We start from the raw sequence: 21,537 nt of genomic DNA, 5'->3' as shown, positions 1-21,537 counted from the left end.
TCAAAATACAATGAACACAAAAACAAATATTGCACTGGTAACCGGAGGAAGCCGTGGATTAGGGAAAAACTCAGCACTTAAAATTGCTCAAAAAGGATTGGATGTTATTATTACCTACAGAAGTAATAAAGAAGAAGCAGAAGCTGTTGTGAATGAGATCAAATCAATGGGAAGGAATGCTGTTGCATTTCAGCTTGACACAAAAGATACTAAGAGCTTTGATACTTTTGTGAAAAACGTAACAGATCACTTGCAGCAAAATACAGGAAGCACTCATATTGACTACCTGATCAATAATGCAGGAACAGCTTTATATTCACCGATTACAGAAGTGACAGAAGAACAGTTGGACGATGTGGTGGACATTCATTTTAAAGGCGTATTTTTTCTGACTCAGAAATTATTGCCATTTATCAATGACGGAGGAGGGATTATCAACGTGTCTTCAGGCTTGGCAAGATTCGCAACACCGGGATCTTCTGTTTACGGATCCATCAAAGCAGGCGTTGAAATGCTGACAAAATATATGGCGAAAGAATTAGGTTCAAGAAAAATCAAAGCCAATGTTGTAGCTCCTGGAGCTATTGAAACAGATTTTGGCGGCGGAAGGGTGAGAGATAATGAAGAGATCAATGCCATGGTAGCTGGTGCTACAGCTTTGGGAAGAGTAGGTCTTCCTGATGATATTGGTGGAGTGGTGGCATTCCTGTGTACGGAAGATGCAAGATGGATCAACGGGCAAAGAATTGAAGTTTCAGGAGGAATGTTCTTATAAAGTGTCATAACCTTGGTGAATTATTATCTTTAAATAAATCGGCCGGCTCAGAATGAGCCGGCCGATTCCGGATATGGAGTAATGTATTTTATTCAACAGCTTCAAGAGGTTCCGGCAGCTGGCATTTTTGTTCTGAACAGCCGGGTCCGATGTAGATACAGTAGCCTGAAGAATTGGTGCATCTTATGTTGCCCAATCCTCCGTTGAATGTTTGCAGTTCTTTTCTGGTTAATTTTTTTCCTTTGTTTAAATTCTTGTTTTTCATGGTAGTTTTATTTTTGGTAATTATTGATTTATTATTTTTTTTTTGATTTAGATAAAATAGGAAAAATAAACTAAATAAATCACTAAATAATGATTATATATACTAACATTATTATCGATAAAACTATAAAAACATTTAAATATCAATATTTACGTATCATTAACAGGCCGCTCCTCCGGAGCTTTATTTTTTTGCAGGGACTTCACTTTTTTTCTACTAACAGCAGATTCCGATGGGATCAAATCCAGCTCCTATGGGAACTGACTGCTAATAGAACGTATTTGTTTTAAATATAGCTCCAGGGGAGCACCTCATACTCATGCTTTAATTTAATCGGACAGGAATAATATTATAAATAAATACTCCGCAGATTAAACAGACAAGACCGACAGTTTTGATCTGCCAATCTGAAAAATCAACAGGAATCAGGTGGGTGAAAAATAGATTACTGTTAAATCTTTGATAAATTCTCAAGAGCCTTTTCCAGTGTTTCCTGCTTCTTGGCAAAGCATAATCTGATCACATTCTCGTTCAGCCTGTTTTTATAAAATGAAGAGAAAGGAACGCTGGCTACCTTATGGTTGATGGTAAGTTCTGAAGCAAAATCAAAATCATTTTTATCTGAAATTTTATCATATTTTACTGCCTGGAAATAAGTTCCTTCACAATCCAGAAGTTCAAATGGTGTGCCCGCAAGGCCTTTTCTCAGAAAGTCTCTTTTTTCCTGGAAAAACTGATTAAGATGGGTGTAATGTTCATCATTTTTCATGTATTCTGCCAGTGCGAGCTGAATGGGAGTATTTACGCAAAAAACATTGAATTGATGAACCTTTCGGAATTCATCTGTTAGGTTTTTTGGTGCAGCACAATAGCCCACTTTCCATCCGGTAACATGGAAAAGCTTCCCAAAAGAGGCTACAAGAAGACTTCTTTCTTTCAGCTCAGGGTATTTACAGATGCTTACATGTTGTTTTCCATCAAAAACAATATTTTCATACACTTCATCACTCAAAATAAGAATGGAAGTTCCTTTTACAATCTCAATAAGTTCCTGTATATCATTTTCTTTCAGGATTTTTCCTGAAGGGTTGTTGGGATTGTTAAGAATAATCATTCTGGTCTTTTCAGTGACAAGATTTTTTACGGCAGCCCAGTCGATTTCGTAATCCGGAGCTTTCATTTCAAAGCGCTTTATAATTCCTCCGAAAAGTTCCACAGTAGGTTCATAGCAGTCATAAGCCGGTTCAAAAATAATCACTTCGTCATCCCTTTTAATAAAGGAGGCGATAGCGGTAAAAATGGCCTGGGTGCCGCCTGCGGTAATTGTTATTTCAGAATCCGGATGGTATACTGCCTGATGGCTGTTTTCAATTTTTCGTGCAATTTCTTCCTTTAAGCCAATCATTCCGCCAAGAGGAGCATACTGATTGAACCCTTTTTTGATAAAGTGATCCACATCATTGAGTAATTCCGGATCTGGCATAAAATCAGGAAAACCCTGAGAAAGGTTGATTGCCTCATTTTCATTGGCAAGCTGAGTCATCTGACTGAAAATAGTAGTTCCTACGTTGGAAAGTTTTGATAAAGGAAGTTGTATCATAAAAGCAGTTTTGTTGACCGAATTTAATGAAATATTTAAAACAGTTTGAACTTATGGTAATAAAAATTAGAAAATAGCAGGTTTAAAGAGAATGATGGAAATTGTAAATTAAATAGTCAGTTTCATAGTATAAAATAAATCTAAACATTTGTTTAAATTTTCCTTTTGAGTTAATGGAAAGATACTTACATTTGTTAGACAACAACCATAAAAACAATGACAATGAAGATTAAGAAGACAGAATTTCCTGAAAAATCTATTTTATCTCCGGGAAAAAAAGATTTCAATTATATCGATAGTTTTGAAGGAGAATTTGCGGATGGAGGCCGGAATATCGATATCTCAGAAGTAGGAAAAGCATTCTTTACAAGCGGGCCAAAATGGGGAAAGAAAATGTTTGCTTTCAGAAATAAAGCAGTGGGAATATTCGGGCTGAAGACCGGATCTGAAGCTGAAACACGGCAAAAGGAAAAGGATTTTAAATGTGAAGTAGGAGAACGTATGGGGCTTTTTAAGGTGTTTGATAAAACCAGCAACGAAATTGTTCTGGGAGAAGATGATAAGCACCTGGATTTCAGAGTATCTCTCTTAGTTGAAAAGAGTAAGGTGCATCCTGATGAAAATTCGCTTACCATTTCCACTACCGTAAAGTATCATAACTGGCTGGGTGTGCTTTATTTTCTGCCTGTACGCCCTTTCCATAAGCTGATTGTTCCGGCTATGCTGAAAAATATGATCGGGCAGCTGGAAAAGAAGAAATTGCATACCGTGTAGATATTGATATAAAATGACCATACTCATCACAGGATGGCCATTGTTTTTAAGGGATAAAGTTTAATAATAACTCAATATCCAGGTTGTTTAATTGATGATCCCTGAGATCTGTGATAAAAACAGGTTGAAAAGAATAAAATTATAAAGAATATGAGGAAAGTAAAGAAATTTTTCACTTGATAATGATAATTTCGTAAATATATAATTTGATTAAAAATACTACAATGTTTGTAGTAGAATATTGAAAAAAACACGTTGAAAAAATTCGGATAATTTTGGACAATTTTGTACTTTTGTATGTTTGCTGAAATCATATATGTCACAAGAAATAAATCCAACCTACTCCGAAGATAATATCAGAACCCTCGATTGGCAGGAACACATCCGTCTGCGCCCCGGTATGTACATCGGGAAGCTCGGTGACGGTTCTTCTGCTGATGATGGTATTTATATCCTGCTAAAAGAAATTCTTGATAACTCTATTGATGAGTTCAGGATGAGAGCAGGAAAAAGAATTGAAATCAAGCTGGATGACGGTAAAGTTACCATCCGTGATTTTGGTCGTGGAATTCCATTAGGAAAAGTGGTAGACGCGGTTTCAAAAATGAATACCGGAGGTAAATACGACAGTAAGGCGTTTAAGAAATCTGTAGGACTGAACGGGGTCGGTACCAAGGCGGTAAATGCCCTTTCAGATTATTTCAGAGTTCGTTCTTTCCGTGACGGAAAAATGAAAGCTGCCGAATTCTCCCGTGGGATGATTAAAGAGAACTTTGACGAGAAAGAAACTTCGGACAGAAACGGTACCGAAATTTCCTTTATTCCTGATGGAGAGATCTTCCTGCATTTCAAATACAGAAAAGAGTATATCGAAAGAATGCTCCGTAACTATGCTTACCTGAATCCGGGACTCAAAATTCTCTTCAACGGAGAAACCTACTATTCTGAAAACGGTCTTAAAGACTTGTTGGAAGAAGAGCTGGAAAGCGATATCCTTTATCCGATTGTTCATTTGAAGGATGATGATATTGAGGTTGCCATTACCCATTCCGACAAATCACAGACAGAAACCTATTTCTCTTTCGTTAACGGACAGAATACAACGCAGGGAGGAACACACCTGAATGCTTTCCGTGAAGCGTATGTGAAAACAGTTCGTGAATTTTTCAATAAAAGTTTTGATGCTTCTGATATCAGAAAGTCGATCATTGCCGCAATTTCCATCAACGTGGAAGAACCTGTTTTTGAATCCCAGACCAAAACAAAATTAGGATCCAATGACATGGGACCCAACGGACCTACCGTAAGAACATTCATCATTGATTTCCTAAAGAGTAAACTGGACAATTTCTTACACAAAAATCCGGAAATAGCAGAAGCAATTCAGAGAAAAATCTTAATTTCCGAAAGAGAAAGAAAAGAGCTATCCGGAATTCAGAAACTGGCCAGAGAAAGAGCAAAAAAAGTATCTCTTCACAATAAAAAACTTCGTGACTGCAGGCAGCATTATAACGACCAGAAAGCCGAAAGAAAAGGAGATACTCAGATCTTTATTACCGAGGGAGATTCTGCATCGGGATCGATCACAAAATCCAGAGATGTAGAGACTCAGGCTGTATTTTCACTGAAGGGTAAACCGCTGAACTGTTATGGTCTTACCAAAAAAGTAGTGTATGAAAATGAAGAATTTAACCTTCTTCAGGCAGCTTTAAATATTGAAGAAAGTCTGGAAGACCTGAGATACAATCAGGTAATTATTGCTACCGATGCCGATGTTGACGGGATGCACATCCGTTTGCTGATGATTACTTTCTTCCTGCAGTTCTTCCCGGATCTTATTAAAAACGGACACCTTTATATCCTTCAGACTCCGTTATTCAGAGTTAGAAATAAAAAAGAAACAAGATATTGCTATACAGAAATAGAAAGGGTAAAAGCATTAAATGAACTGGGGAAAAATCCTGAAATCACACGATTTAAAGGATTAGGAGAAATTTCTCCTGATGAATTTAAGCACTTTATTGGTAAAGATATCCGCCTGGAACCCGTAGTAGTAGGAAAAGACCAGACGATTGATCAGCTTCTGGAATTTTATATGGGGAAAAATACTCCGGACAGACAGACTTTTATTCTTGAAAATCTTGTGGTAGAGGATGATACAGATATTGATAAAAAAGAACTCCTGGATGAAGTAGAAAATTAAAAAAACTGTAACTTTAAAAAACTGGTTGTAAGGCCATTGCAGACTGAAAAAAGCACAACTTTGGATGAAGTAGGAATTATAGTACTTACACAGCCAAAAAAAATAAAATGAGACTAAGTAACCGTAATAAAGCATCAATTTATAATTTTTTATGCACGTTGCTTTTGATGATAACCGTGGTTGGCATCATCGCATTTGCTGCTAATGAATATAGGTTTAATGCAGTGGGGAAAGAAAGTTATTTATTGATTATTGTTCCTGCTCTGCTGCTGATTATCTTTTACATCAGCGGAAGACAGATTTTTGAATATGACAGCGATGGAGAAGCTTTGAATTTTAAAAACAGGAATATCATTCCATTTCTGGATAAGCCTCTTCACGACGAATTTCCAAAATACAAACTGATCAAATATGATGTAGTCAGTATTCTCTTTTTCAAAAGATTATACATCACCGTTTCAAGTAAGAATAATGGTTCTACTATCCTGAAGTACCAGATCTCTTATTTGAACAGAAAACAAGTAAACGATTTAAAACTCTCTCTGAACAAAGTAGTGAAAACTAATAAAGAGAAAAAAGATAAACTAGATGATGACAGAAGAATATTCGCATGAGGGTGAAAGCTTAAAAAAAGTCTCCGGTCTCTACAAAGACTGGTTTCTTGATTATGCTTCCTATGTAATTCTGGATAGAGCTATCCCTTCAATATATGATGGTTTAAAACCCGTTCAACGAAGAATTATGCACTCCATGCGGGAGCTGGAAGACGGCCGTTACAACAAAGTGGCCAATATCGTGGGAAATACCATGAAATATCACCCGCACGGTGATGCTTCCATTACAGATGCCATGGTGCAGATCGGGCAGAAAGAGTTGTTAATAGATACACAGGGAAACTGGGGTAATATCTATACAGGAGATTCTGCAGCCGCTGCGAGATATATTGAAGCTAGACTGACACCTTTTGCTCTGGAAGTAGTATTTAATCCTAAAACTACAGAATGGACAAAGTCTTATGACGGAAGAAATAATGAACCTATCGATTTACCGGTAAAATTCCCTCTGCTTCTTGCTCAGGGAGTAGAAGGTATTGGAGTAGGGCTTTCCACTAAAATTCTTCCTCATAACTTTAATGAACTTATCAATGCCTCTGTAGCCTACCTGAAAGGTAAGAAATTTGAACTGTATCCGGATTTTTTAACAGCCGGTTATCTTGACGTTTCTGAATATAATGACGGTCAAAGAGGAGGAAAAGTAAGAGCAAGAGCCAAAATTACCCAGACGGATAAGCATACATTGGTGATTTCCGAACTTCCTTATTCTAAAACAACCACTGATCTTATTGACTCTATTTTAAAGGCCAACGAGAAAGGAAAGATCAAAATCAAAAAGATTGAGGACAATACTTCAGACAAAGTAGAAATCCTTATTCATATCCATAATGATGTTTCACCGGATAAAACTATTGATGCTCTTTATGCATTTACAGACTGCCAGGTGACCATCTCTCCCAATGCCTGTGTGATTGTAGGGGATAAACCTATGTTCCTTACGGTATCCGATATTCTGAAAACGAATACGGATCATACAGTTTCATTGCTGAAGAAAGAATTGGAAATTGAGCTTCATGAGCTTCAGGAAAGCTGGCATTTCTCTTCACTGGAAAGAATTTTCATCGAAAACAGAATTTACCACGATATTGAAGAGGTAAAAACCTGGGAAGATGTACTGAAGACCATTGATGCAGGATTAAAACCGCACACCAAACATCTTTTAAGAGCCGTTACAGAAGAAGATATCTTAAAACTGACAGAGATCAGAATCAAGAGAATTTCAAGATTCGATTTGGATAAGTTTAAGGAAAATATCGCTTCGCTGGAAGGTAAAATAGAACAGGTGAAATACAATCTGGCCAACCTGATCGCTTATGCCATTGAGTATTACTTAAATATTCAGAAGAAATACGGTAAAGACAAACAAAGGAAGACTGAACTCAGAATCTTTGATACCATTGATGCTACAAAAGTAGCCGTAGCCAATGAAAAGTTCTACGCGAATTTTGAAGAAGGCTTTATCGGAACATCTTTGAAGAAAGATCAGTATTTGTTCGACTGTTCTGATATTGATGATATCATCACATTCAGAAAAGACGGAAGTATGAAGGTTGTAAAAGTGGAAGCGAAAACTTTCATCGGAAAAGATATCCTCCATGTTGCCGTATGGAAGAAAAATGATAAAAGGACAGTGTATAATATGATCTACCGTGAAGGCAGGGAAGGACCTTATTATATGAAACGATTCTCTGTAACCGGAGTAACCCGAAATACAGATTATCCGCTAGCTTCAGATAAAAAGGGTTCTGAAACACTCTATTTCTCAGCCAACCCTAATGGAGAAGCAGAAACGGTAACCGTGCTTTTAAAACCAAACCCAAGAATCAGAAAGAACAAAATGGAGATTAATTTCTCCGATCTGGCCATCAAAGGACGTGATTCCAAAGGAAATCTGGTAACTAAGTACGCTGTCAAGAAAGTAGATATGAAGGAAGAAGGAGTTTCTACTCTGGCCCCTAGAAAAATCTGGTTTGATGATACGGTAAGAAGACTGAATGCCGATGCAAGAGGAACACTGCTGGGAAGCTTCAAAGGAGATGATAAGATTCTGACCATCAATACAAACGGTGAAGTAAAACTGGTATCTTTTGACCTTGGTAATCGTTTTGATGATGAATACCTGGTATTGGAAAAATGGAGACCTGCACAGCCGATTACCTGCATCTATTACGATGGAGAAAAAGATATTTATTTCATTAAGAGATTCTTACTGGAAAATACAGTTAATGTACAGACTTTTATGCCATCTGAACATCCGAAATCATTCATTGAAAATGTAATTGTTGCCAACGATGCCACTGCAGAAATCATTTTTGCAAAAGATAAAGGAAAAGAACGCGATCCGGAAACGATAAATATTGATGAGTTCATAGCGGTAAAAGGAATAAAAGCCATCGGAAACCAGTTTACAAAATTCAAAGTAAAGGCCATTAATATTACCATTCCTGAACCGGTAGAAGAGGAGCCTGAAGTATACGAAGATCCCGAACCTGCCGGCGAAACCGATGAAGACGGCGGAATGATCGGAGATCTTTTCCAAGATAACGGGAATAATGAAAATGAATAGATTGCATGTTTATTCAGTTATAACATAAAAGAACATAATGGATATAGTTGTTATCATTATCATTGCAGCCACATGTATTTTTAGCTACATGGGTTTCAATAATACAGCATTATTTGAAAAATATAAATTCAACGTCGGAGCGATTGCGAATCGTAAAGAATATGTAAGGCTGATCAGCTCTGCATTTTTGCACGCAGACTTTATGCACTTGTTTTTTAATATGCTGTCCCTGTATTTTTTCCAGGGCGTGGTTATTAGTTTCTTTGGAGAAATAGGATTCCTGATTCTTTATTTCGGATCCATGATCCTTGGAAACCTATTCAGCCTGCAGATTTATAAAAAGCAGCCGTGGTATTCTGCAATTGGAGCATCAGGTGCGGTTTCCGGAATTATTTTTGCCTCCATAGCTATGGCTCCGAATGAGATCAGTGTCAACTTTTTGCCGGGATGGTTATTCGGAACACTGTATTTCGGATATTCTGTATACATGATGCTGAATCCAAAGCAGTGGGACAACCTGGGGCATGCTGCTCACCTTGGGGGAGCGTTTTTCGGATTGGTTTACTCAATTGTAATGCATCCGCAGCTCGCTATGAGTAATATTCTTTTCCTGGGAATCATGTCACTTCCGCTCATCTATTTAGGATATGAAATTTTTGTAAGAAAGCGAATAGGATAAAAGACTATTTATAATCAAACATTAAAACCAATGAACACATCAGAGTTAAACAGTTTCATCGTGATACTTATCTATGGTTCATTGGTTTTGCTTTCTCTGCTGAAGCTGGCCAACCCCTTAAAAGTAAACCATAAGGCCAATTTCTGGTTTGGGATATTTCTCTTTTTATGGTCTACCTTCTGGCTGGATGAAGTGCTGTTTCTCATTACCGGTTCAGTAATAGAGTTCCACTCCCTGTTTTTAGTCAGAGTTATTCAGTTTTTTACACCTATTGTTTTTTACTTTAGTGTACTGTTCTATACTAATCCGTCTTTTACTTTTAAAACTAAAGATTGTAGATTTTTGATACTTCCTGCAGCTTTTGTGCTGTGTCTCATACTGGTAAAATCAGGGTACGAAAAACCATTTGCATATCTCAGTATTATTCTGATCCTGATCCAGGCTCTCTTTTATACGGGGCTTTCCTATATTACCATCAGAAAACATCAAAAGAAAATTCAGCAGTTCTCATCCAATACCGAAGGAATCAATCTGAACTGGTTGGAATATATCATTCTGGTACTGCTTATCGTGAATATTATCTATGTAATTTATAATCTGTTCTATGATCCGAAATCACTGAATTTCTTTATCAATGCGGTCTTTTTATCCGTTATCTACTGCGTGGGATACTATTCTCTGAAGCAGAAGGAAATTTATCCGTTAGAAGAAAAACAAAGACAGGAGCTGATCTCTATTGATGAAGATTCCGGTCCGGAAGAAGTAAAGAAAAAACTGATATCCGATGAAGAACTATTAAAGATTAAAACCTTGCTGGAAGAAATCATGGAGCTTCAGAAACCTTATCTTGACAGTGAACTTAACCTGATCAAGCTGGCGGAAATGCTGTCCGTTTCTACCCACCATCTTTCTTATGTTATCAATACAGGGTTCGGAAAAAACTTCTTCCAATACGTCAATGAGTTTAGAGTTGAGTATGCCAAAAAACTTCTGAAAGAGCCCAACAGTAAATTGTCTGTTTTGGGGATTGCCTATGAAGCCGGATTCAATTCTAAAACCTCTTTTAATACAACCTTTAAAAAAGTGACCGGACAAACACCTTCTGAGTTCAGAAAATAAGTTCAGGTTTATAAACTTTTACTTTTTACTTGTTTTAAATAATTGATTTTCACGTAGTTGTTTGTTTTGATTTCCCCTTCTTAAAATCAGTTCGCTCAGATAATCCGGAACATTCAGACATCCTCTTTGCGATAGCTTTGTACCATACAATTTAAACTTATGGATACCAAAGAATCATATGCGGTCGTCACGGGTGCAAGCCAGGGACTTGGAAAATCATTTGCTGAACATCTTGCAAAACAAAAAATCAATGTCATTCTTATAAGTCTTCCGGATCAGAATCTCAGAGAATTATCCGGAGAGCTGGAGAAACAGTATGGAATAAAGGCTCATTACTATGAAACAGACCTTTCTGTTAATGAAAATGTAATGAAGCTTACAGAGTGGCTCAACCGTTCTTTTGATGTTCATATTCTGATTAATAATGCAGGGCTTGGAGGAACGAAAAAATTTACGGAAGCCTCGTCGGATTATATCAACACTATTCTACAGGTGAATGTGGCGGCCACCTCACTGATGACGCATCAGCTGCTTCCTAACCTTTTAAAACAACCCAAAGCCTATATCCTGAATGTTTCAAGTATGGCTGCTTTTTCTCCGATTGGTTTTAAAACCGTATATCCAGCTTCCAAAAGTTTTATCCATTCATTTTCAAGAGGACTGCATGAAGAACTGAAAGATACCAATGTTTTTGTAAGTGTTGTGAATCCCGGGGCAATGAAAACCAATAAGGATGTGTGTGAAAGAATAGAAAAGCAGGGTCTGATGGGAAGATTAACACTTTTGAATCCTGATAAAGTAGCTTCATACTGCATCCGGCAATTATTTAAAAAAGATTCCGTAATTATGGTGAACCCAATCAGCTGGCTGGTGATGAAAATTTTACCCATATGGATCAAACTGCCATTGATGACCCAGGCTATAAAAAGAGAGATCGAAGCATGAAAAAAGTATGTGTAACCGGAGCAACAGGGCTTCTGGGAACTAATGTTATCCTTAAATTATTACAAAATGGTTATTCTGTTATTGCTCTGGTGCGTAAGAAAAGCAGCTGGCTGGGCGAAGAAAACGAAAATCTGAAGCTTGTGGAAGCGGATCTTCTGTGCGATATTTCTGGGCAGCTGACCGATATTGACTGTATTATTCATGTGGCAGCAGAAACACGTCAGAATCTTATCCGTTATGATGAATACAGAAAAGTGAATTACGAGGCCGTTGTAAATCTCTTTACCCATGCACAATTGATGGGCGTAAAAAAGTTTTTGTTTGTGAGTACTGCCAATACCTTAGGATTTGGAAACACCGCATTCCGGGGAACTGAAAAAGCACCGCAAATTTATCCTTTTACCCATTCACTGTATGCTCAAAGCAAGCAGGCTGCGGAAGATTATCTTTTAAAGAACAGTAAGAACACAGAGGTTATTATTGTTAATCCAACCTTGATGATCGGAGCATATGACAGCAAGCCAAGTTCCGGGAAAATAATCTTCTGGGCATGGAAAAAGAAACTGGTATTTTATCCGAAAGGAGGTAAGAACTTTGTACACGTGGAAGATGCAGCCAATGGAATAGTAAATGCTGTTGAATACGGAAGAACCGGAGAAAAATATCTCCTGGCCAATGAAAATCTGACTTACAGAGCGTTTTTTAAAAAAGTAAACCGGATTACCAATCAGAACCCGGTTATGATTACTATTCCCAACACGCTTTTGAGTCTCATTGGATTAATTGGTGATGGTTTAAGGATATTAAAAATAAAAACAAACCTCAGTACCCCCAATATGAAAGCATTGCAGATTTATAATTATTATTCTAATCAGAAGTCAGCAGACGAATTGGGAATTCAATATCAATCTGTTGATAGGGCAATTGAGGATGCTGTCCGGTATTTTATTGAAAACCCCGTAAATAATAAAAAAACCAGCTCTTAAAAGCTGGTTTCAAGTTATCTTGTTATTTTCTGAGTTACATTTTTATTGGAAATAACGCAGGCTTTGCTGCAGTTATTGGCAGTTGAAATATTAACCTGTACCAATGCCGGTAATGATCTGTATTCTTCACTATTGTAAGGCGCTTCAGTACCATTGCTTCCACCTCCTTTAATATCATACTGTATCTGGGCTACTCCTGTGAATCCTGCCGCAGGTTTGAAAGAAAGCGCTGCGGTAGTTGGGAAATAGGTCCATGTTCCCTGGCTATTGGTGTAGACACCGCCTGTTATATTGGGAATTACAGCTCCGTTATTATCTAAAAAACGAAATGAATTAAAATCAAGGTTATTATAGGAAAGGGTTGGAGGATTCTGGCCATTAGCTGAAGAATAAGCCGCATCATTAAGCAAAGGATAATACGTCGACTTTATCCCTGGACAGCCTGCAAACAAATCATCTGTTACTTCGGCAGCATAAGGTCTTGTAACCCCTAAATTTTTCAGTAAATGTATATTTTTGGCAGCTCCCGTAGATGCTGCAAATCCAATTCTGAAAGTAGAAGGAGGCGAAGTATCCAGAGTCCTTACCGTAGTGTTGGAAATGGTAGTCTCGGTATATTTCAGTGAAGTAGGGTAGTAATAATTGTCAATCACTTTTTCTTTCACCGTTCCGTGCTGGATTTCCAGGGTTATATTGTAACCGCCGGCCGAATTGGGGACAAGGGTAACATATGCTTTACGGAATCTTGCATCATTTTCGTTTTGAGGAATTGTAGTTCCGCCACTTTCGATGCTGAACTGTTGAAGTGCTGTATTTTTAATCCCGATATATTTCCCTGTTGCCGTATCCAGATAAGCAGATCGGTTGCTGCTGGTTGGTAAAGCATTGGTGGCGATACTGTAAAGCAGCGGATAACCGTTATATCCTGCAGGCTCAGCTGAAGACAGATATTGGTTTCCACGCTTTCCTCTTAATGAAACGTTGCTGCGCCCATCTGCCAGTCCCACCCCAAATATTCCGTTTCTGATCCTTTCAGTTTGGTTAAAACTTGTTTTAAAATTTCCGTATTCATCCAGGCCTATTCCCAGGTAACCACCTCTCAGTCCTTCCGTAGATTCTCCTCCGCGTACAAAACTGTATCCTAATCCTCCCCCAAAATATCCAAGGTTAAGCTGATCTTTAGGAATAGAACCATCTACCAGGAATATGGAAATTCCATCTCCTCCGTTGGTATTTCCTCCATAAATGGCAAATTCAAACTCAAATTTGATTCCCTGATCACTTTTGAATATTTTATCTGCCAATATCACTCCTCCTGAAATATTATTCACACTTCGGGTGAGCCTTAGCCCGTCTGTAGTAAAGGTTGCGTCATTCTGAACACCGCTGGTAGCTACCTTATAGGCTTCCTGGGGCTGTAATCCCTGAGTAAAGTTTACAAAATAAGGATAACCCGTTCCCTGTTCGTTCTGAGCCTGGATATTTTGAGAACAGGCAAATAAGGAAAAGGTAAACAAAAACCTTTTGTACCGTAAAATTGAGCTGCTGTTTATCATAACTCAATTATTTAACAACAAAAACAATATTGATAAAAGAACAGTCAGTAGCTGCAGCTTTTACATCATAAGTCATAACTCCGTCATCAGAAATAGAAATATTACTGAATACATTAGGGTCGGCATCGGTTACGTAATAGTACAGATCTTTACTGGACGGGAAAAAAGGAATAGAAGCTGGAGCACTGCTACTCTTTGCTTTTGGAGATCCAAACTGGGTTTTATACAATGTATACAAATCTTTAGTCCGGCCAGTGGCTGTGATGGAAGTGTCAAAAGAAACACTAGGCATATAAAACATTTTTACGGCATTGCTGCTGATACAAAGCCAGTCCGGCTTGAGAGGAGTACCGATATTCTGACTTAAACATTTCTTATCAGTATCGTAGATAAGAAGCGAGTTGGCAGGATTGGCAATGGCATCTCTTTGTAATGTAGTAAGTCTTGGTATCAATAACCCTTTACTTTGACTGTAAACATCAAGAGCGGCACTGCCATCAGGATTGGATGTGTTAATCCCTATCTGAGCAAATGTCAGAGAACTTACTAAAACGATTGGTAGAAATAATTTTTTAATCATGATGTCTTAATAATTTTTTATTTGTGTATTTTTTGTTTTTTGTAGGAAGGAATCTTTAAGAGGCTTAATTCATAAAGGCAAAAGATATAATCAACAAGTTCATTAATACAATGAATTGTTCTGCTCAAATAATAGCCAGACGAGACCTTTGTTCAAAAGCTCATGAACAGATATAGCAAGCATGCTTCATAAAGAAAGATCCTATGCCTACCTGGTTGGTCGAAAAATTAAATTGAATTATGTAGCCGTATAAGCTTCTAAATAAGTAAGATTCATATTCCCTCGTGTTTTTTGCAAATATACAAAGAAATGTTCGGATTTTTATGGTTATAGAATTAATTCTAGCCTTCTCTTAATGATTAACATAATTTGAATTGAATTTTTACATAAACTTATAAATCTAAAAGGTTATTTTTATTATGTAAATCTTTGTACTGTGGTAAGGAATTAAAAAACAGAAGATGTCGAGACCGTGATATCTCAAATTGAAAAAAGCTTTCGGTTTTTGTATCTAAAGAATTGAGAAATCGTCTATTTTGAAAAATAAACTAAAGCATCTTCCAATGATGGTACAAAATTAATGTGATTTGTTTTATTACTTTCAAAAATAAAATCCCTCATACTTTTGCTTTCATATTTACTGAAATCGCCAACAATAGCCAATCCTATGCGGTAGTTTGAAAACTTCTGGAGAATTTCTCCGGCAATTTTTGTTTTTAAATCGAAGAATTCAGGAGTAATATTTTTTTCGTAAAGAATAACTTTGTCAAACCCCTGATAATAGATATTTCCCATAAGATCCAACCCGTCTTGTGCAGACCGGATAATGATGTCGTCAGAAATAATTTCTGCAATTTTTATAGAATTGATTTCGTGTTGCTGAATAATCATGTTTATCGTATTGTTTTTTTTATGTCCTGTAGAAAGTTGCCAGGCAGAAATGCATCTCCCTGATTGGTAAGTGCAATTATACAGCTGTTATGCTGCAAATCTCTCCAGAATAAAGCTCTAAAACCGTTCAGGCCACCTGTATGCATTGCTGATTTTTTTCCATTTTTATTCTCTATATACCATGCAAAGCCGTAATTTGATATTTGTCCGTCAGATAACTGGAAAGGAGAATACATCATACTGATATTTTCTTTATTAATAAAAGAATTGTTTCGCAAAGCCTGATCAAATTTATAGAGATCTTCAGGAGTAGAGTAGATTCCACCGTCACCGGTTGTTAAAATTGAATAATCATCAGGCTGCTTTTGTTCATTATATCCCGATGCTCTATTGTGAATAACTGTCCCATGTTCATACACATAAGTGTTATTCATTTTTAATGGAGTAATAATCTGTTCATTGATGAATGCACTGTATGATCTACCTGAAACCTTTTCAATAATCAGGGATAGAATGATATATCCGGTATTGCTGTACTTAAATTTGCTGTCCGGAACAAAATCAAGATTTTTAAGATTAAACAGCCAGTTTATTACCTCCTGATTCGTTAATCCTCTTTTAGAAAACAGGTTTTCATAATCCCTGATTCCTGAAGTGTGATGCAAAAGCTGTCTGATCGTAATGTTTCTGGCATATTCAGGAAGCGTTATAAACCGGGACGCTTTATCATCAAACTTCAACAAACCTTTTTGCTCCAGCATGATAATAGCTGCTGCAGTGAAGGGTTTACTGAGGGATGCAATATAAAATGAGGTATTTTTATCTGTTTTCAGCCCTTTTTCAAAGTTGCGGAAACCCAAAGCCGTATCGCAAACAATCCTGCCGTTGTTCACAATCAAAACGGAACCGTTGAACTCTCCTTTACTATAATATTTACTCACCACATCCCGAGGATGCTTTTGGCAGGATACCAGCTGCATAATCAGTGAAAGACAAATAACGATGTTCCATAGTAAAGTTTTCATAGGTTAGGTGTGTATGAAAACAAAATTACTTATTTCCTTCCATAAATGAATCGGTCATTTTCAGATAAATCCTTCAATAATTGAGCATTAGAAAAATCCAGGTACAATTCCAGCGTTTCAGGACCCAGTTTCTGATTGATTTCAAGAAACAAAAGTCCGTTCTCATTCAAATACTTTTCAGCATCTTCCGCAATTTTTCTGTAAAAGATCAAAGCATCCGAAGTAGGGGAGAAAAGGGCCATTTTAGGTTCAAATTCTTTCACAGAATCAACAATTTCGATCTCTTCTTCAATCCCGATGTAGGGAGGATTTGAAATGATGATGTCATAATTTTCAGCCAGATCAAAATTAAGATAGTCGGCATGAATGAACCGGATTTCCAACTGGTGATACTCTGCATTTCTTTGGGCTGTCTTCAAAGCTTTTTCAGAAAAATCAATAGATGAAACCTCTGCTTCCGGGAAATGTTTCTTTAAAACCAATGGAATAACTCCGCTTCCGGTTCCTATATCCAAAATCTTTAATCCTTGAACCTTAAACTCTGAACCTTTAATCTCCCTGATAGCAAATTCCAATAATTCTTCTGTTTCAGGGCGGGGAATCAGAACATTTTCATCCACAAAGAATTTCATTCCGTAAAATTCTGTTTCACCCAATATCTGCTGATAAGGTCTACCGGTTTTAAGTTCTGAAACAATATGATCAAGTTTTTCTTCATCATCCATCAGAAGTTCCTGCTCAGCAAATCTTCTTTGCTGAAATGAATCGAAACCTACGATCTGCTGAATGAATAAAGACGATAAAAACACACTTTCCGAGTCTGTATAAAGATCGGAAAGTTCTGTTTTGAAATATTTTTTAAATGCTGAAATTGTCATTTATCTTGTAAAAACCAGTTTTTTATCTGTTGACTTTTCTTCATCAATTCTGTATCCCTCATAGTTGAATGCTTTTACATCCTCCAGTGTTTTGGCATTGGTTTCTGCACAGAATCTGACCACAAGACCTCTGGCATGCTTTGTATATACCACGATGGTCTTCAGTTTTCCGTCTTTTAATTCATAGAAATCAAAATCAATTACTGTATGGTTCAGTTTCTTTCTGTCGACTACTTTTCCATATTCGTTGCTGGCAAGGTGAAGGAGGATTTCTCCTTTTTTCATTTCAGCATTCAACTGCTCTGTAATCTTTTCTCTCCAGAATTCGTATAGGTTTTTGTATTGCTCAAATTCAAAAGGACGGCCCATTTCAAGCCTGTAAAGCATTACTTTATCAGATGGTTTCAGTAAACCGTAAAGCCCGGAAAGGATTCTGTAGTTTTTTTGAAGGTAATCTACAGCATTTTTATCCAGTGTTTTAGCATCAAGGCCTCTGTAAACCTCTCCTGTAAAGGCAAACATAGCAGGAGCAGATTCTTTTGCTGTAGGTTTGGACTTCCATTTTTGATTTCTTTCCCAGTTTTCATCAGCAAGCTTTGGGGATATTTCCATAAGCTCGGAAAGGTATTTGGGTGATTTTTCTTTTAAATAAGATTGTATCAATGCTGCATCTTCAATGAATCTTGGAGTAGTGGTTTTCAACAGATCCGTTGAATTTTCCGTTTTCATTAATTTGGCAGGAGATGTTATAATTTTCATAATGTTAAAATACAGATAAGTGTTTAATATCAATACAATTCATGACCATCATTGCGATAAAATCAATCATAAAATGACAGATGATCAGAATTTTAATATTTGAATAGCGTTTATAAAATACAGCAAACACGATTCCGATAAAAAAAGGTCCAAGAACCTGGCTTATGGTACCGTAAGTGCTGTGCAGAATTCCAAATAAAACAGCTGAAATAACAATGGCAACTGTCGGGTTATTATATATTTTTTCAATCCTGGGCTGGATATAGCCCCGCATCAGAAATTCCTCTACAATAGCAGCCGTAAGGCATGTAAAAATAACTAAAAAATAATTATTTCTAAGAATGGGAACAAGGTTGAGAAGCTTCTCACTTATTTTTTCCTGTGTAACGAACATGACGACTGCATTCAGAATCACTCCGCCAATCAGACAGATAAAATATAAGCTCACAACAGCTTTGATGTAAAATGTTGCGGAATATTTCTTCTCCTTTTTAAGAAAAAAAGCACTTTTCTCAATAAAGACATTGTATAGAAATACAGTGATAAGAACTATCCATAGTATAATTCTGCTGAGAAAGAAATTGGTTTCAGTTATTCCTCTTACTCCTGTTATTGTGGTGACAGCAGGGAAAGAATACAGCATGGCTGCAGCTAAAATAGCAAAAGTGAGTAAAATTCCTACAGCATATTTCCCGGTAAGATTCATCATTCAGTGCCCTAAACCTTGAACTTTAAACTTTGAATTAAATGATCCCTTTTCCCTGACGGATGATTTCCGGTTCTCCTGAAGTAAGGTCTACAATCGTAGAAGCTACATTGTCACCATACCCTGAATCAATGACGATATCTACCAGATGATCATATTTTTCAGCAATAAGTTCCGGATCGGTAGAATATTCGATAATTTCATCATCATCTTTAATGGAAGTGGATGCTATGGGATGGCCCAGTTTTTCAACAATAAGCTGCGGAATCGGATGATCCGGAACACGGATACCAATTGTTTTGTGGCCTTTATAGGCTAAAGGTAAACTTTTGTTGGCTTCAAGAATGAAGGTAAACGGCCCGGGAAGATGACTTTTCAGAAATCTGAAAACTGACGTATCGATAGGTCTTGTAAAGTCAGAAAGATGGCTGAGATCATTACAGATAATTGAGAATTTAGACTTGTCGAGCTTCATTTTTTTGAGCTGAGCCAGCTTTTCCATGGCTTTTATATCAAAAATATTACAGCCTAAAGCATAAATCGTATCAGAAGGATAGATAATCAGCCCGCCATTGTTTAATGTTTTAATAACCTCATTCACAAGATTTTCCTGTGGGTTGTCTGGATAAATTTTTAATATTTTTGCCATAAAACAAAGATACAAATAATAAAATAGTTTTTATAAAAGTCCTTTATTTAAAAGAAAAATTAGGATTTGTAAAAATTATTCGTACCTTTGCAATCCAATATCGCGGGATGGAGCAGTAGGTAGCTCGTCGGGCTCATAACCCGAAGGTCATCGGTTCGAGTCCGGTTCCCGCTACTAAGCAAGTGTTTTCGGTAAACACTCTAAAAATACACCGCGGGATGGAGCAGTAGGTAGCTCGTCGGGCTCATAACCCGAAGGTCATCGGTTCGAGTCCGGTTCCCGCTACTAAGCAAGTGTTTTCGGTAAACACTCTAAAAATATACCGCGGGATGGAGCAGTAGGTAGCTCGTCGGGCTCATAACCCGAAGGTCATCGGTTCGAGTCCGGTTCCCGCTACTAAACGAAAAATCGGTATGACTTATTGTTATACCGATTTTTTATATGTTCTGTCTAAAAAAAAGCTTAATTAAATGAACATATTAATTAAGCTTGTAAATTCTATAGTATTTTTAAGATCTGTTGATGGTATCCGATAGTATGATATTGCATAATTATTGAATTAGTTCAATTGAATTTTCATCTGTTAAATTTTGCAGTTTTTGCTTTTGTATATTTCGTACCGTTTCCATAGACTCTGATGTTATAGTGGTCTCCGAGTTTGAAAGTGATCCGATCATATTATTAATGAAATTCTTTTTCGCCTCTTGTAAGCCGGCTATAGAAGTTTCCGTAGAATTCTCATATCTTTTTTTCCTTACTGTCAATTCCATACCCTTCAGTTTCTCGCTTGATACAGATTTTACAAGTTCATAGTCATAATCCCCATTTTGATCCGATATTTTAATAATCAATCCCGGTAATCCTGTAAATTTATAAGGGCCGTACGAGAGGGGAATATCGGTGGAATACCAGGCGATCCAGTTTCGTCCTTTGTAATTAAGTTCAGCTTTTTTACAGTTAAATGATTTTATCACTTTGGACTCATTAATAAGTTTCCAGTTGTTTATGATAGGTTCTTTATAGGAAAGTAATGTCATCCCGATATTTTCAAAATATTGAATGTTCTGATTCGATTGGATAATCGTGTACGGGAATTTGGTTTTTGGGAAAGATTTTCCCCTAAAATCTATATTTGAATATCCGTTTACAGTAGCTTTTTTAAACTCACTTTGAAACACAGAATCAAATTTTACAGCTTTTTCACTGATAAAAAAAGCCCGGTCATTCAAGACTTGTAAAGAGAAAAACTCTTCATGTATATAGTTGGGGGTTGATTTGTTTATTTTCCCTTTTAATAAATAGGTGAAGTCCGCAACAAGGGCTTCTTTTCTTTCTGTCTGAGAATAAAATAATACAAATAAAAAGAAGGAAAAAAATAAAGAAATTTTCTTAGAGTTACTCATGATATTATGATAAATAAAAACTGCACTTACAGTTTATTGTTATTATTACTGTAAGTGCAAGATATAATTAAAAAATTAATTACAGTAATTTGCTTCAAGAGCTTCTGTCCATGCCATTATCTGTGCTTCACTCCAGTTAGACTGATTAGTTACCGCAGCTACACCACAGCTTGTAGTATAATAGATTGGATAAAATTTGGAATATTTCTTCTTTGTTTTAGAATCTTTCTTCAAAACTTCTATTCGGTTTTCTTTTTGAATCTTAGACGTAGTTGATTTCTCGTTCTTAGATGGAGCTGTAGCAGCACTCATGATTCCCGCTGTAAGAATTCCAGCGATTAAAATAATTTTTTTCATGGTTTTAAAATTTAAAATTAATTGAGTCGCGAATATCCGAGCGTCTTTGTTGTCAAAGGTTCTCTTCTGTTTTCATTTTTGTAAATCTAGGACATTACTACTTCTAATATATGTTTCAAAAATGATATTCTGATAACTGCTTAAATACTATCGTAATAATCAAATTTATATAACCATTAATTAATTTGATTACGGTTTTCCATAAGG

At 36.7% G+C, this 21,537-nt stretch carries 21 protein-coding genes and 3 tRNA genes; 12 read left to right on the top strand and 12 right to left on the bottom strand.

Features of this window, described 5'->3' with window-relative positions; genetic code table 11:
• Positions 1–10: 10 nt before the first annotated feature.
• On the top strand, positions 11–775 hold the full coding sequence (locus tag V0410_RS05640) for an SDR family NAD(P)-dependent oxidoreductase (RefSeq protein ID WP_330746655.1): 765 nt from the start codon (positions 11–13) through the stop codon (positions 773–775).
• 88 nt (positions 776–863) lie between these two features.
• On the opposite strand, the gene V0410_RS05635 is transcribed toward V0410_RS05640, so the two are convergent.
• The gene (locus V0410_RS05635; protein WP_330746654.1) at positions 864–1,040 is read right to left on the bottom strand and encodes a hypothetical protein; all 177 of its coding nucleotides are present in this window, start codon (positions 1,038–1,040) and stop codon (positions 864–866) included.
• Between the two features lie 451 nt (positions 1,041–1,491).
• On the bottom strand, positions 1,492–2,640 hold the full coding sequence (locus V0410_RS05630) for a methionine aminotransferase (RefSeq protein WP_330746653.1): 1,149 nt from the start codon (positions 2,638–2,640) through the stop codon (positions 1,492–1,494).
• Between the two features lie 222 nt (positions 2,641–2,862).
• Here V0410_RS05630 and V0410_RS05625 point away from each other — a divergent pair, with 222 nt between their 5' ends.
• From V0410_RS05625 to V0410_RS05590, 8 genes are all read left to right on the top strand, one after another.
• A complete protein-coding gene (locus V0410_RS05625) occupies positions 2,863–3,414 on the top strand; it encodes a DUF2867 domain-containing protein (RefSeq protein WP_330746652.1) in 552 nt (183 codons plus the stop codon).
• Between the two features lie 316 nt (positions 3,415–3,730).
• A complete protein-coding gene (locus tag V0410_RS05620; RefSeq protein ID WP_227943794.1) occupies positions 3,731–5,617 on the top strand; it encodes a DNA topoisomerase IV subunit B in 1,887 nt (628 codons plus the stop codon).
• Positions 5,618–5,724: 107 nt separating this feature from the next.
• Positions 5,725–6,231 (top strand): hypothetical protein, encoded by a 507-nt coding sequence (locus V0410_RS05615; RefSeq protein ID WP_330746651.1) that lies wholly within the window; start codon positions 5,725–5,727, stop codon positions 6,229–6,231.
• Positions 6,206–8,797: a DNA gyrase/topoisomerase IV subunit A gene (locus V0410_RS05610; RefSeq protein ID WP_410493551.1), complete on the top strand. Its 2,592-nt coding sequence runs from the start codon at positions 6,206–6,208 to the stop codon at positions 8,795–8,797. The genes V0410_RS05615 and V0410_RS05610 overlap by 26 nt, the downstream gene beginning before the upstream one ends.
• Before the next feature lie 37 nt (positions 8,798–8,834).
• Entirely contained in the window at positions 8,835–9,476 is a 642-nt protein-coding gene (locus tag V0410_RS05605) for a rhomboid family intramembrane serine protease (RefSeq protein ID WP_137905634.1), read from the top strand.
• Between the two features lie 30 nt (positions 9,477–9,506).
• A complete protein-coding gene (locus tag V0410_RS05600; RefSeq protein ID WP_330746650.1) occupies positions 9,507–10,595 on the top strand; it encodes a helix-turn-helix domain-containing protein in 1,089 nt (362 codons plus the stop codon).
• A 159-nt stretch (positions 10,596–10,754) separates the two neighbouring features.
• On the top strand, positions 10,755–11,540 hold the full coding sequence (locus tag V0410_RS05595; protein ID WP_330746649.1) for an SDR family NAD(P)-dependent oxidoreductase: 786 nt from the start codon (positions 10,755–10,757) through the stop codon (positions 11,538–11,540).
• Positions 11,537–12,526 carry an NAD-dependent epimerase/dehydratase family protein gene (locus V0410_RS05590; RefSeq protein WP_330746648.1) on the top strand — a complete coding sequence of 330 codons (990 nt, stop codon included), beginning with the start codon at positions 11,537–11,539 and terminating at the stop codon, positions 12,524–12,526. Before V0410_RS05595 ends, V0410_RS05590 begins: the two co-directional genes overlap by 4 nt.
• A 14-nt stretch (positions 12,527–12,540) precedes the next feature.
• On the opposite strand, the gene V0410_RS05585 is transcribed toward V0410_RS05590, so the two are convergent.
• The 8 genes from V0410_RS05585 to V0410_RS05550 all read right to left on the bottom strand — a co-directional run bounded on the left by V0410_RS05585 (position 12,541) and on the right by V0410_RS05550 (position 19,570).
• Positions 12,541–14,082: a lectin-like domain-containing protein gene (locus tag V0410_RS05585; RefSeq protein ID WP_330746647.1), complete on the bottom strand. Its 1,542-nt coding sequence runs from the start codon at positions 14,080–14,082 to the stop codon at positions 12,541–12,543.
• A gap of 7 nt (positions 14,083–14,089) precedes the next feature.
• Positions 14,090–14,662 carry a hypothetical protein gene (locus V0410_RS05580; RefSeq protein WP_330746646.1) on the bottom strand — a complete coding sequence of 191 codons (573 nt, stop codon included), beginning with the start codon at positions 14,660–14,662 and terminating at the stop codon, positions 14,090–14,092.
• Positions 14,663–15,193: 531 nt separating this feature from the next.
• Positions 15,194–15,553 (bottom strand): DUF4180 domain-containing protein, encoded by a 360-nt coding sequence (locus V0410_RS05575; RefSeq protein ID WP_330746645.1) that lies wholly within the window; start codon positions 15,551–15,553, stop codon positions 15,194–15,196.
• Between the two features lie 2 nt (positions 15,554–15,555).
• The gene (locus V0410_RS05570; RefSeq protein WP_330746644.1) at positions 15,556–16,578 is read right to left on the bottom strand and encodes a serine hydrolase domain-containing protein; all 1,023 of its coding nucleotides are present in this window, start codon (positions 16,576–16,578) and stop codon (positions 15,556–15,558) included.
• Positions 16,579–16,607: 29 nt separating this feature from the next.
• A complete protein-coding gene (gene prmC / locus V0410_RS05565) occupies positions 16,608–17,456 on the bottom strand; it encodes a peptide chain release factor N(5)-glutamine methyltransferase (RefSeq protein WP_330746643.1) in 849 nt (282 codons plus the stop codon).
• Complete coding sequence (gene yaaA, locus V0410_RS05560) at positions 17,457–18,215, bottom strand: peroxide stress protein YaaA (protein WP_330746642.1); 759 nt, start codon at positions 18,213–18,215, stop codon at positions 17,457–17,459.
• A gap of 4 nt (positions 18,216–18,219) precedes the next feature.
• Positions 18,220–18,924, bottom strand: a complete 705-nt coding sequence (locus V0410_RS05555; RefSeq protein ID WP_330746641.1) for a CPBP family intramembrane glutamic endopeptidase — start codon at positions 18,922–18,924, stop codon at positions 18,220–18,222.
• Positions 18,925–18,958: 34 nt separating this feature from the next.
• Positions 18,959–19,570 carry an L-threonylcarbamoyladenylate synthase gene (locus V0410_RS05550; protein WP_202838779.1) on the bottom strand — a complete coding sequence of 204 codons (612 nt, stop codon included), beginning with the start codon at positions 19,568–19,570 and terminating at the stop codon, positions 18,959–18,961.
• 101 nt (positions 19,571–19,671) lie between these two features.
• Between V0410_RS05550 and V0410_RS05545 the strand changes: the two genes are divergently transcribed.
• From V0410_RS05545 to V0410_RS05535, 3 genes are all read left to right on the top strand, one after another.
• Positions 19,672–19,744: transfer RNA gene (locus V0410_RS05545), tRNA-Met, on the top strand.
• A 38-nt stretch (positions 19,745–19,782) separates the two neighbouring features.
• Positions 19,783–19,855: transfer RNA gene (locus V0410_RS05540), tRNA-Met, on the top strand.
• 38 nt (positions 19,856–19,893) lie between these two features.
• Positions 19,894–19,966: transfer RNA gene (locus tag V0410_RS05535), tRNA-Met, on the top strand.
• Positions 19,967–20,121: 155 nt separating this feature from the next.
• Here the strand turns inward: V0410_RS05535 and V0410_RS05530 are convergent.
• Positions 20,122–20,973 (bottom strand): GLPGLI family protein, encoded by an 852-nt coding sequence (locus V0410_RS05530; protein ID WP_330746640.1) that lies wholly within the window; start codon positions 20,971–20,973, stop codon positions 20,122–20,124.
• A gap of 75 nt (positions 20,974–21,048) precedes the next feature.
• Positions 21,049–21,330 carry a hypothetical protein gene (locus V0410_RS05525; protein ID WP_110010973.1) on the bottom strand — a complete coding sequence of 94 codons (282 nt, stop codon included), beginning with the start codon at positions 21,328–21,330 and terminating at the stop codon, positions 21,049–21,051.
• Positions 21,331–21,537 lie beyond the last annotated feature (207 nt).

This window comes from Chryseobacterium sp. CP-77, assembly GCF_036362765.1.
GTDB lineage: Bacteria > Bacteroidota > Bacteroidia > Flavobacteriales > Weeksellaceae > Chryseobacterium > Chryseobacterium cupriresistens.
Note: the sequence above shows the minus strand (reverse complement) of the source record. Positions and strands in the feature narration are given on the sequence as shown.

What these genes read in the sequence shown, in the direction of transcription:
- V0410_RS05640 (WP_330746655.1), top strand. Translation starts at nt 11, where the DNA reads ATGAACACAAAAACAAATATTGCACTGGTAACCGGAGGAAGCCGTGGA.
- V0410_RS05635 (WP_330746654.1), bottom strand. Translation starts at nt 1,040, where the DNA reads ATGAAAAACAAGAATTTAAACAAAGGAAAAAAATTAACCAGAAAAGAA.
- V0410_RS05630 (WP_330746653.1), bottom strand. Translation starts at nt 2,640, where the DNA reads ATGATACAACTTCCTTTATCAAAACTTTCCAACGTAGGAACTACTATT.
- V0410_RS05625 (WP_330746652.1), top strand. Translation starts at nt 2,863, where the DNA reads ATGAAGATTAAGAAGACAGAATTTCCTGAAAAATCTATTTTATCTCCG.
- V0410_RS05620 (WP_227943794.1), top strand. Translation starts at nt 3,731, where the DNA reads ATGTCACAAGAAATAAATCCAACCTACTCCGAAGATAATATCAGAACC.
- V0410_RS05615 (WP_330746651.1), top strand. Translation starts at nt 5,725, where the DNA reads ATGAGACTAAGTAACCGTAATAAAGCATCAATTTATAATTTTTTATGC.
- V0410_RS05610 (WP_410493551.1), top strand. Translation starts at nt 6,206, where the DNA reads ATGATGACAGAAGAATATTCGCATGAGGGTGAAAGCTTAAAAAAAGTC.
- V0410_RS05605 (WP_137905634.1), top strand. Translation starts at nt 8,835, where the DNA reads ATGGATATAGTTGTTATCATTATCATTGCAGCCACATGTATTTTTAGC.
- V0410_RS05600 (WP_330746650.1), top strand. Translation starts at nt 9,507, where the DNA reads ATGAACACATCAGAGTTAAACAGTTTCATCGTGATACTTATCTATGGT.
- V0410_RS05595 (WP_330746649.1), top strand. Translation starts at nt 10,755, where the DNA reads ATGGATACCAAAGAATCATATGCGGTCGTCACGGGTGCAAGCCAGGGA.
- V0410_RS05590 (WP_330746648.1), top strand. Translation starts at nt 11,537, where the DNA reads ATGAAAAAAGTATGTGTAACCGGAGCAACAGGGCTTCTGGGAACTAAT.
- V0410_RS05585 (WP_330746647.1), bottom strand. Translation starts at nt 14,082, where the DNA reads ATGATAAACAGCAGCTCAATTTTACGGTACAAAAGGTTTTTGTTTACC.
- V0410_RS05580 (WP_330746646.1), bottom strand. Translation starts at nt 14,662, where the DNA reads ATGATTAAAAAATTATTTCTACCAATCGTTTTAGTAAGTTCTCTGACA.
- V0410_RS05575 (WP_330746645.1), bottom strand. Translation starts at nt 15,553, where the DNA reads ATGATTATTCAGCAACACGAAATCAATTCTATAAAAATTGCAGAAATT.
- V0410_RS05570 (WP_330746644.1), bottom strand. Translation starts at nt 16,578, where the DNA reads ATGAAAACTTTACTATGGAACATCGTTATTTGTCTTTCACTGATTATG.
- prmC (WP_330746643.1), bottom strand. Translation starts at nt 17,456, where the DNA reads ATGACAATTTCAGCATTTAAAAAATATTTCAAAACAGAACTTTCCGAT.
- yaaA (WP_330746642.1), bottom strand. Translation starts at nt 18,215, where the DNA reads ATGAAAATTATAACATCTCCTGCCAAATTAATGAAAACGGAAAATTCA.
- V0410_RS05555 (WP_330746641.1), bottom strand. Translation starts at nt 18,924, where the DNA reads ATGATGAATCTTACCGGGAAATATGCTGTAGGAATTTTACTCACTTTT.
- V0410_RS05550 (WP_202838779.1), bottom strand. Translation starts at nt 19,570, where the DNA reads ATGGCAAAAATATTAAAAATTTATCCAGACAACCCACAGGAAAATCTT.
- V0410_RS05530 (WP_330746640.1), bottom strand. Translation starts at nt 20,973, where the DNA reads ATGAGTAACTCTAAGAAAATTTCTTTATTTTTTTCCTTCTTTTTATTT.
- V0410_RS05525 (WP_110010973.1), bottom strand. Translation starts at nt 21,330, where the DNA reads ATGAAAAAAATTATTTTAATCGCTGGAATTCTTACAGCGGGAATCATG.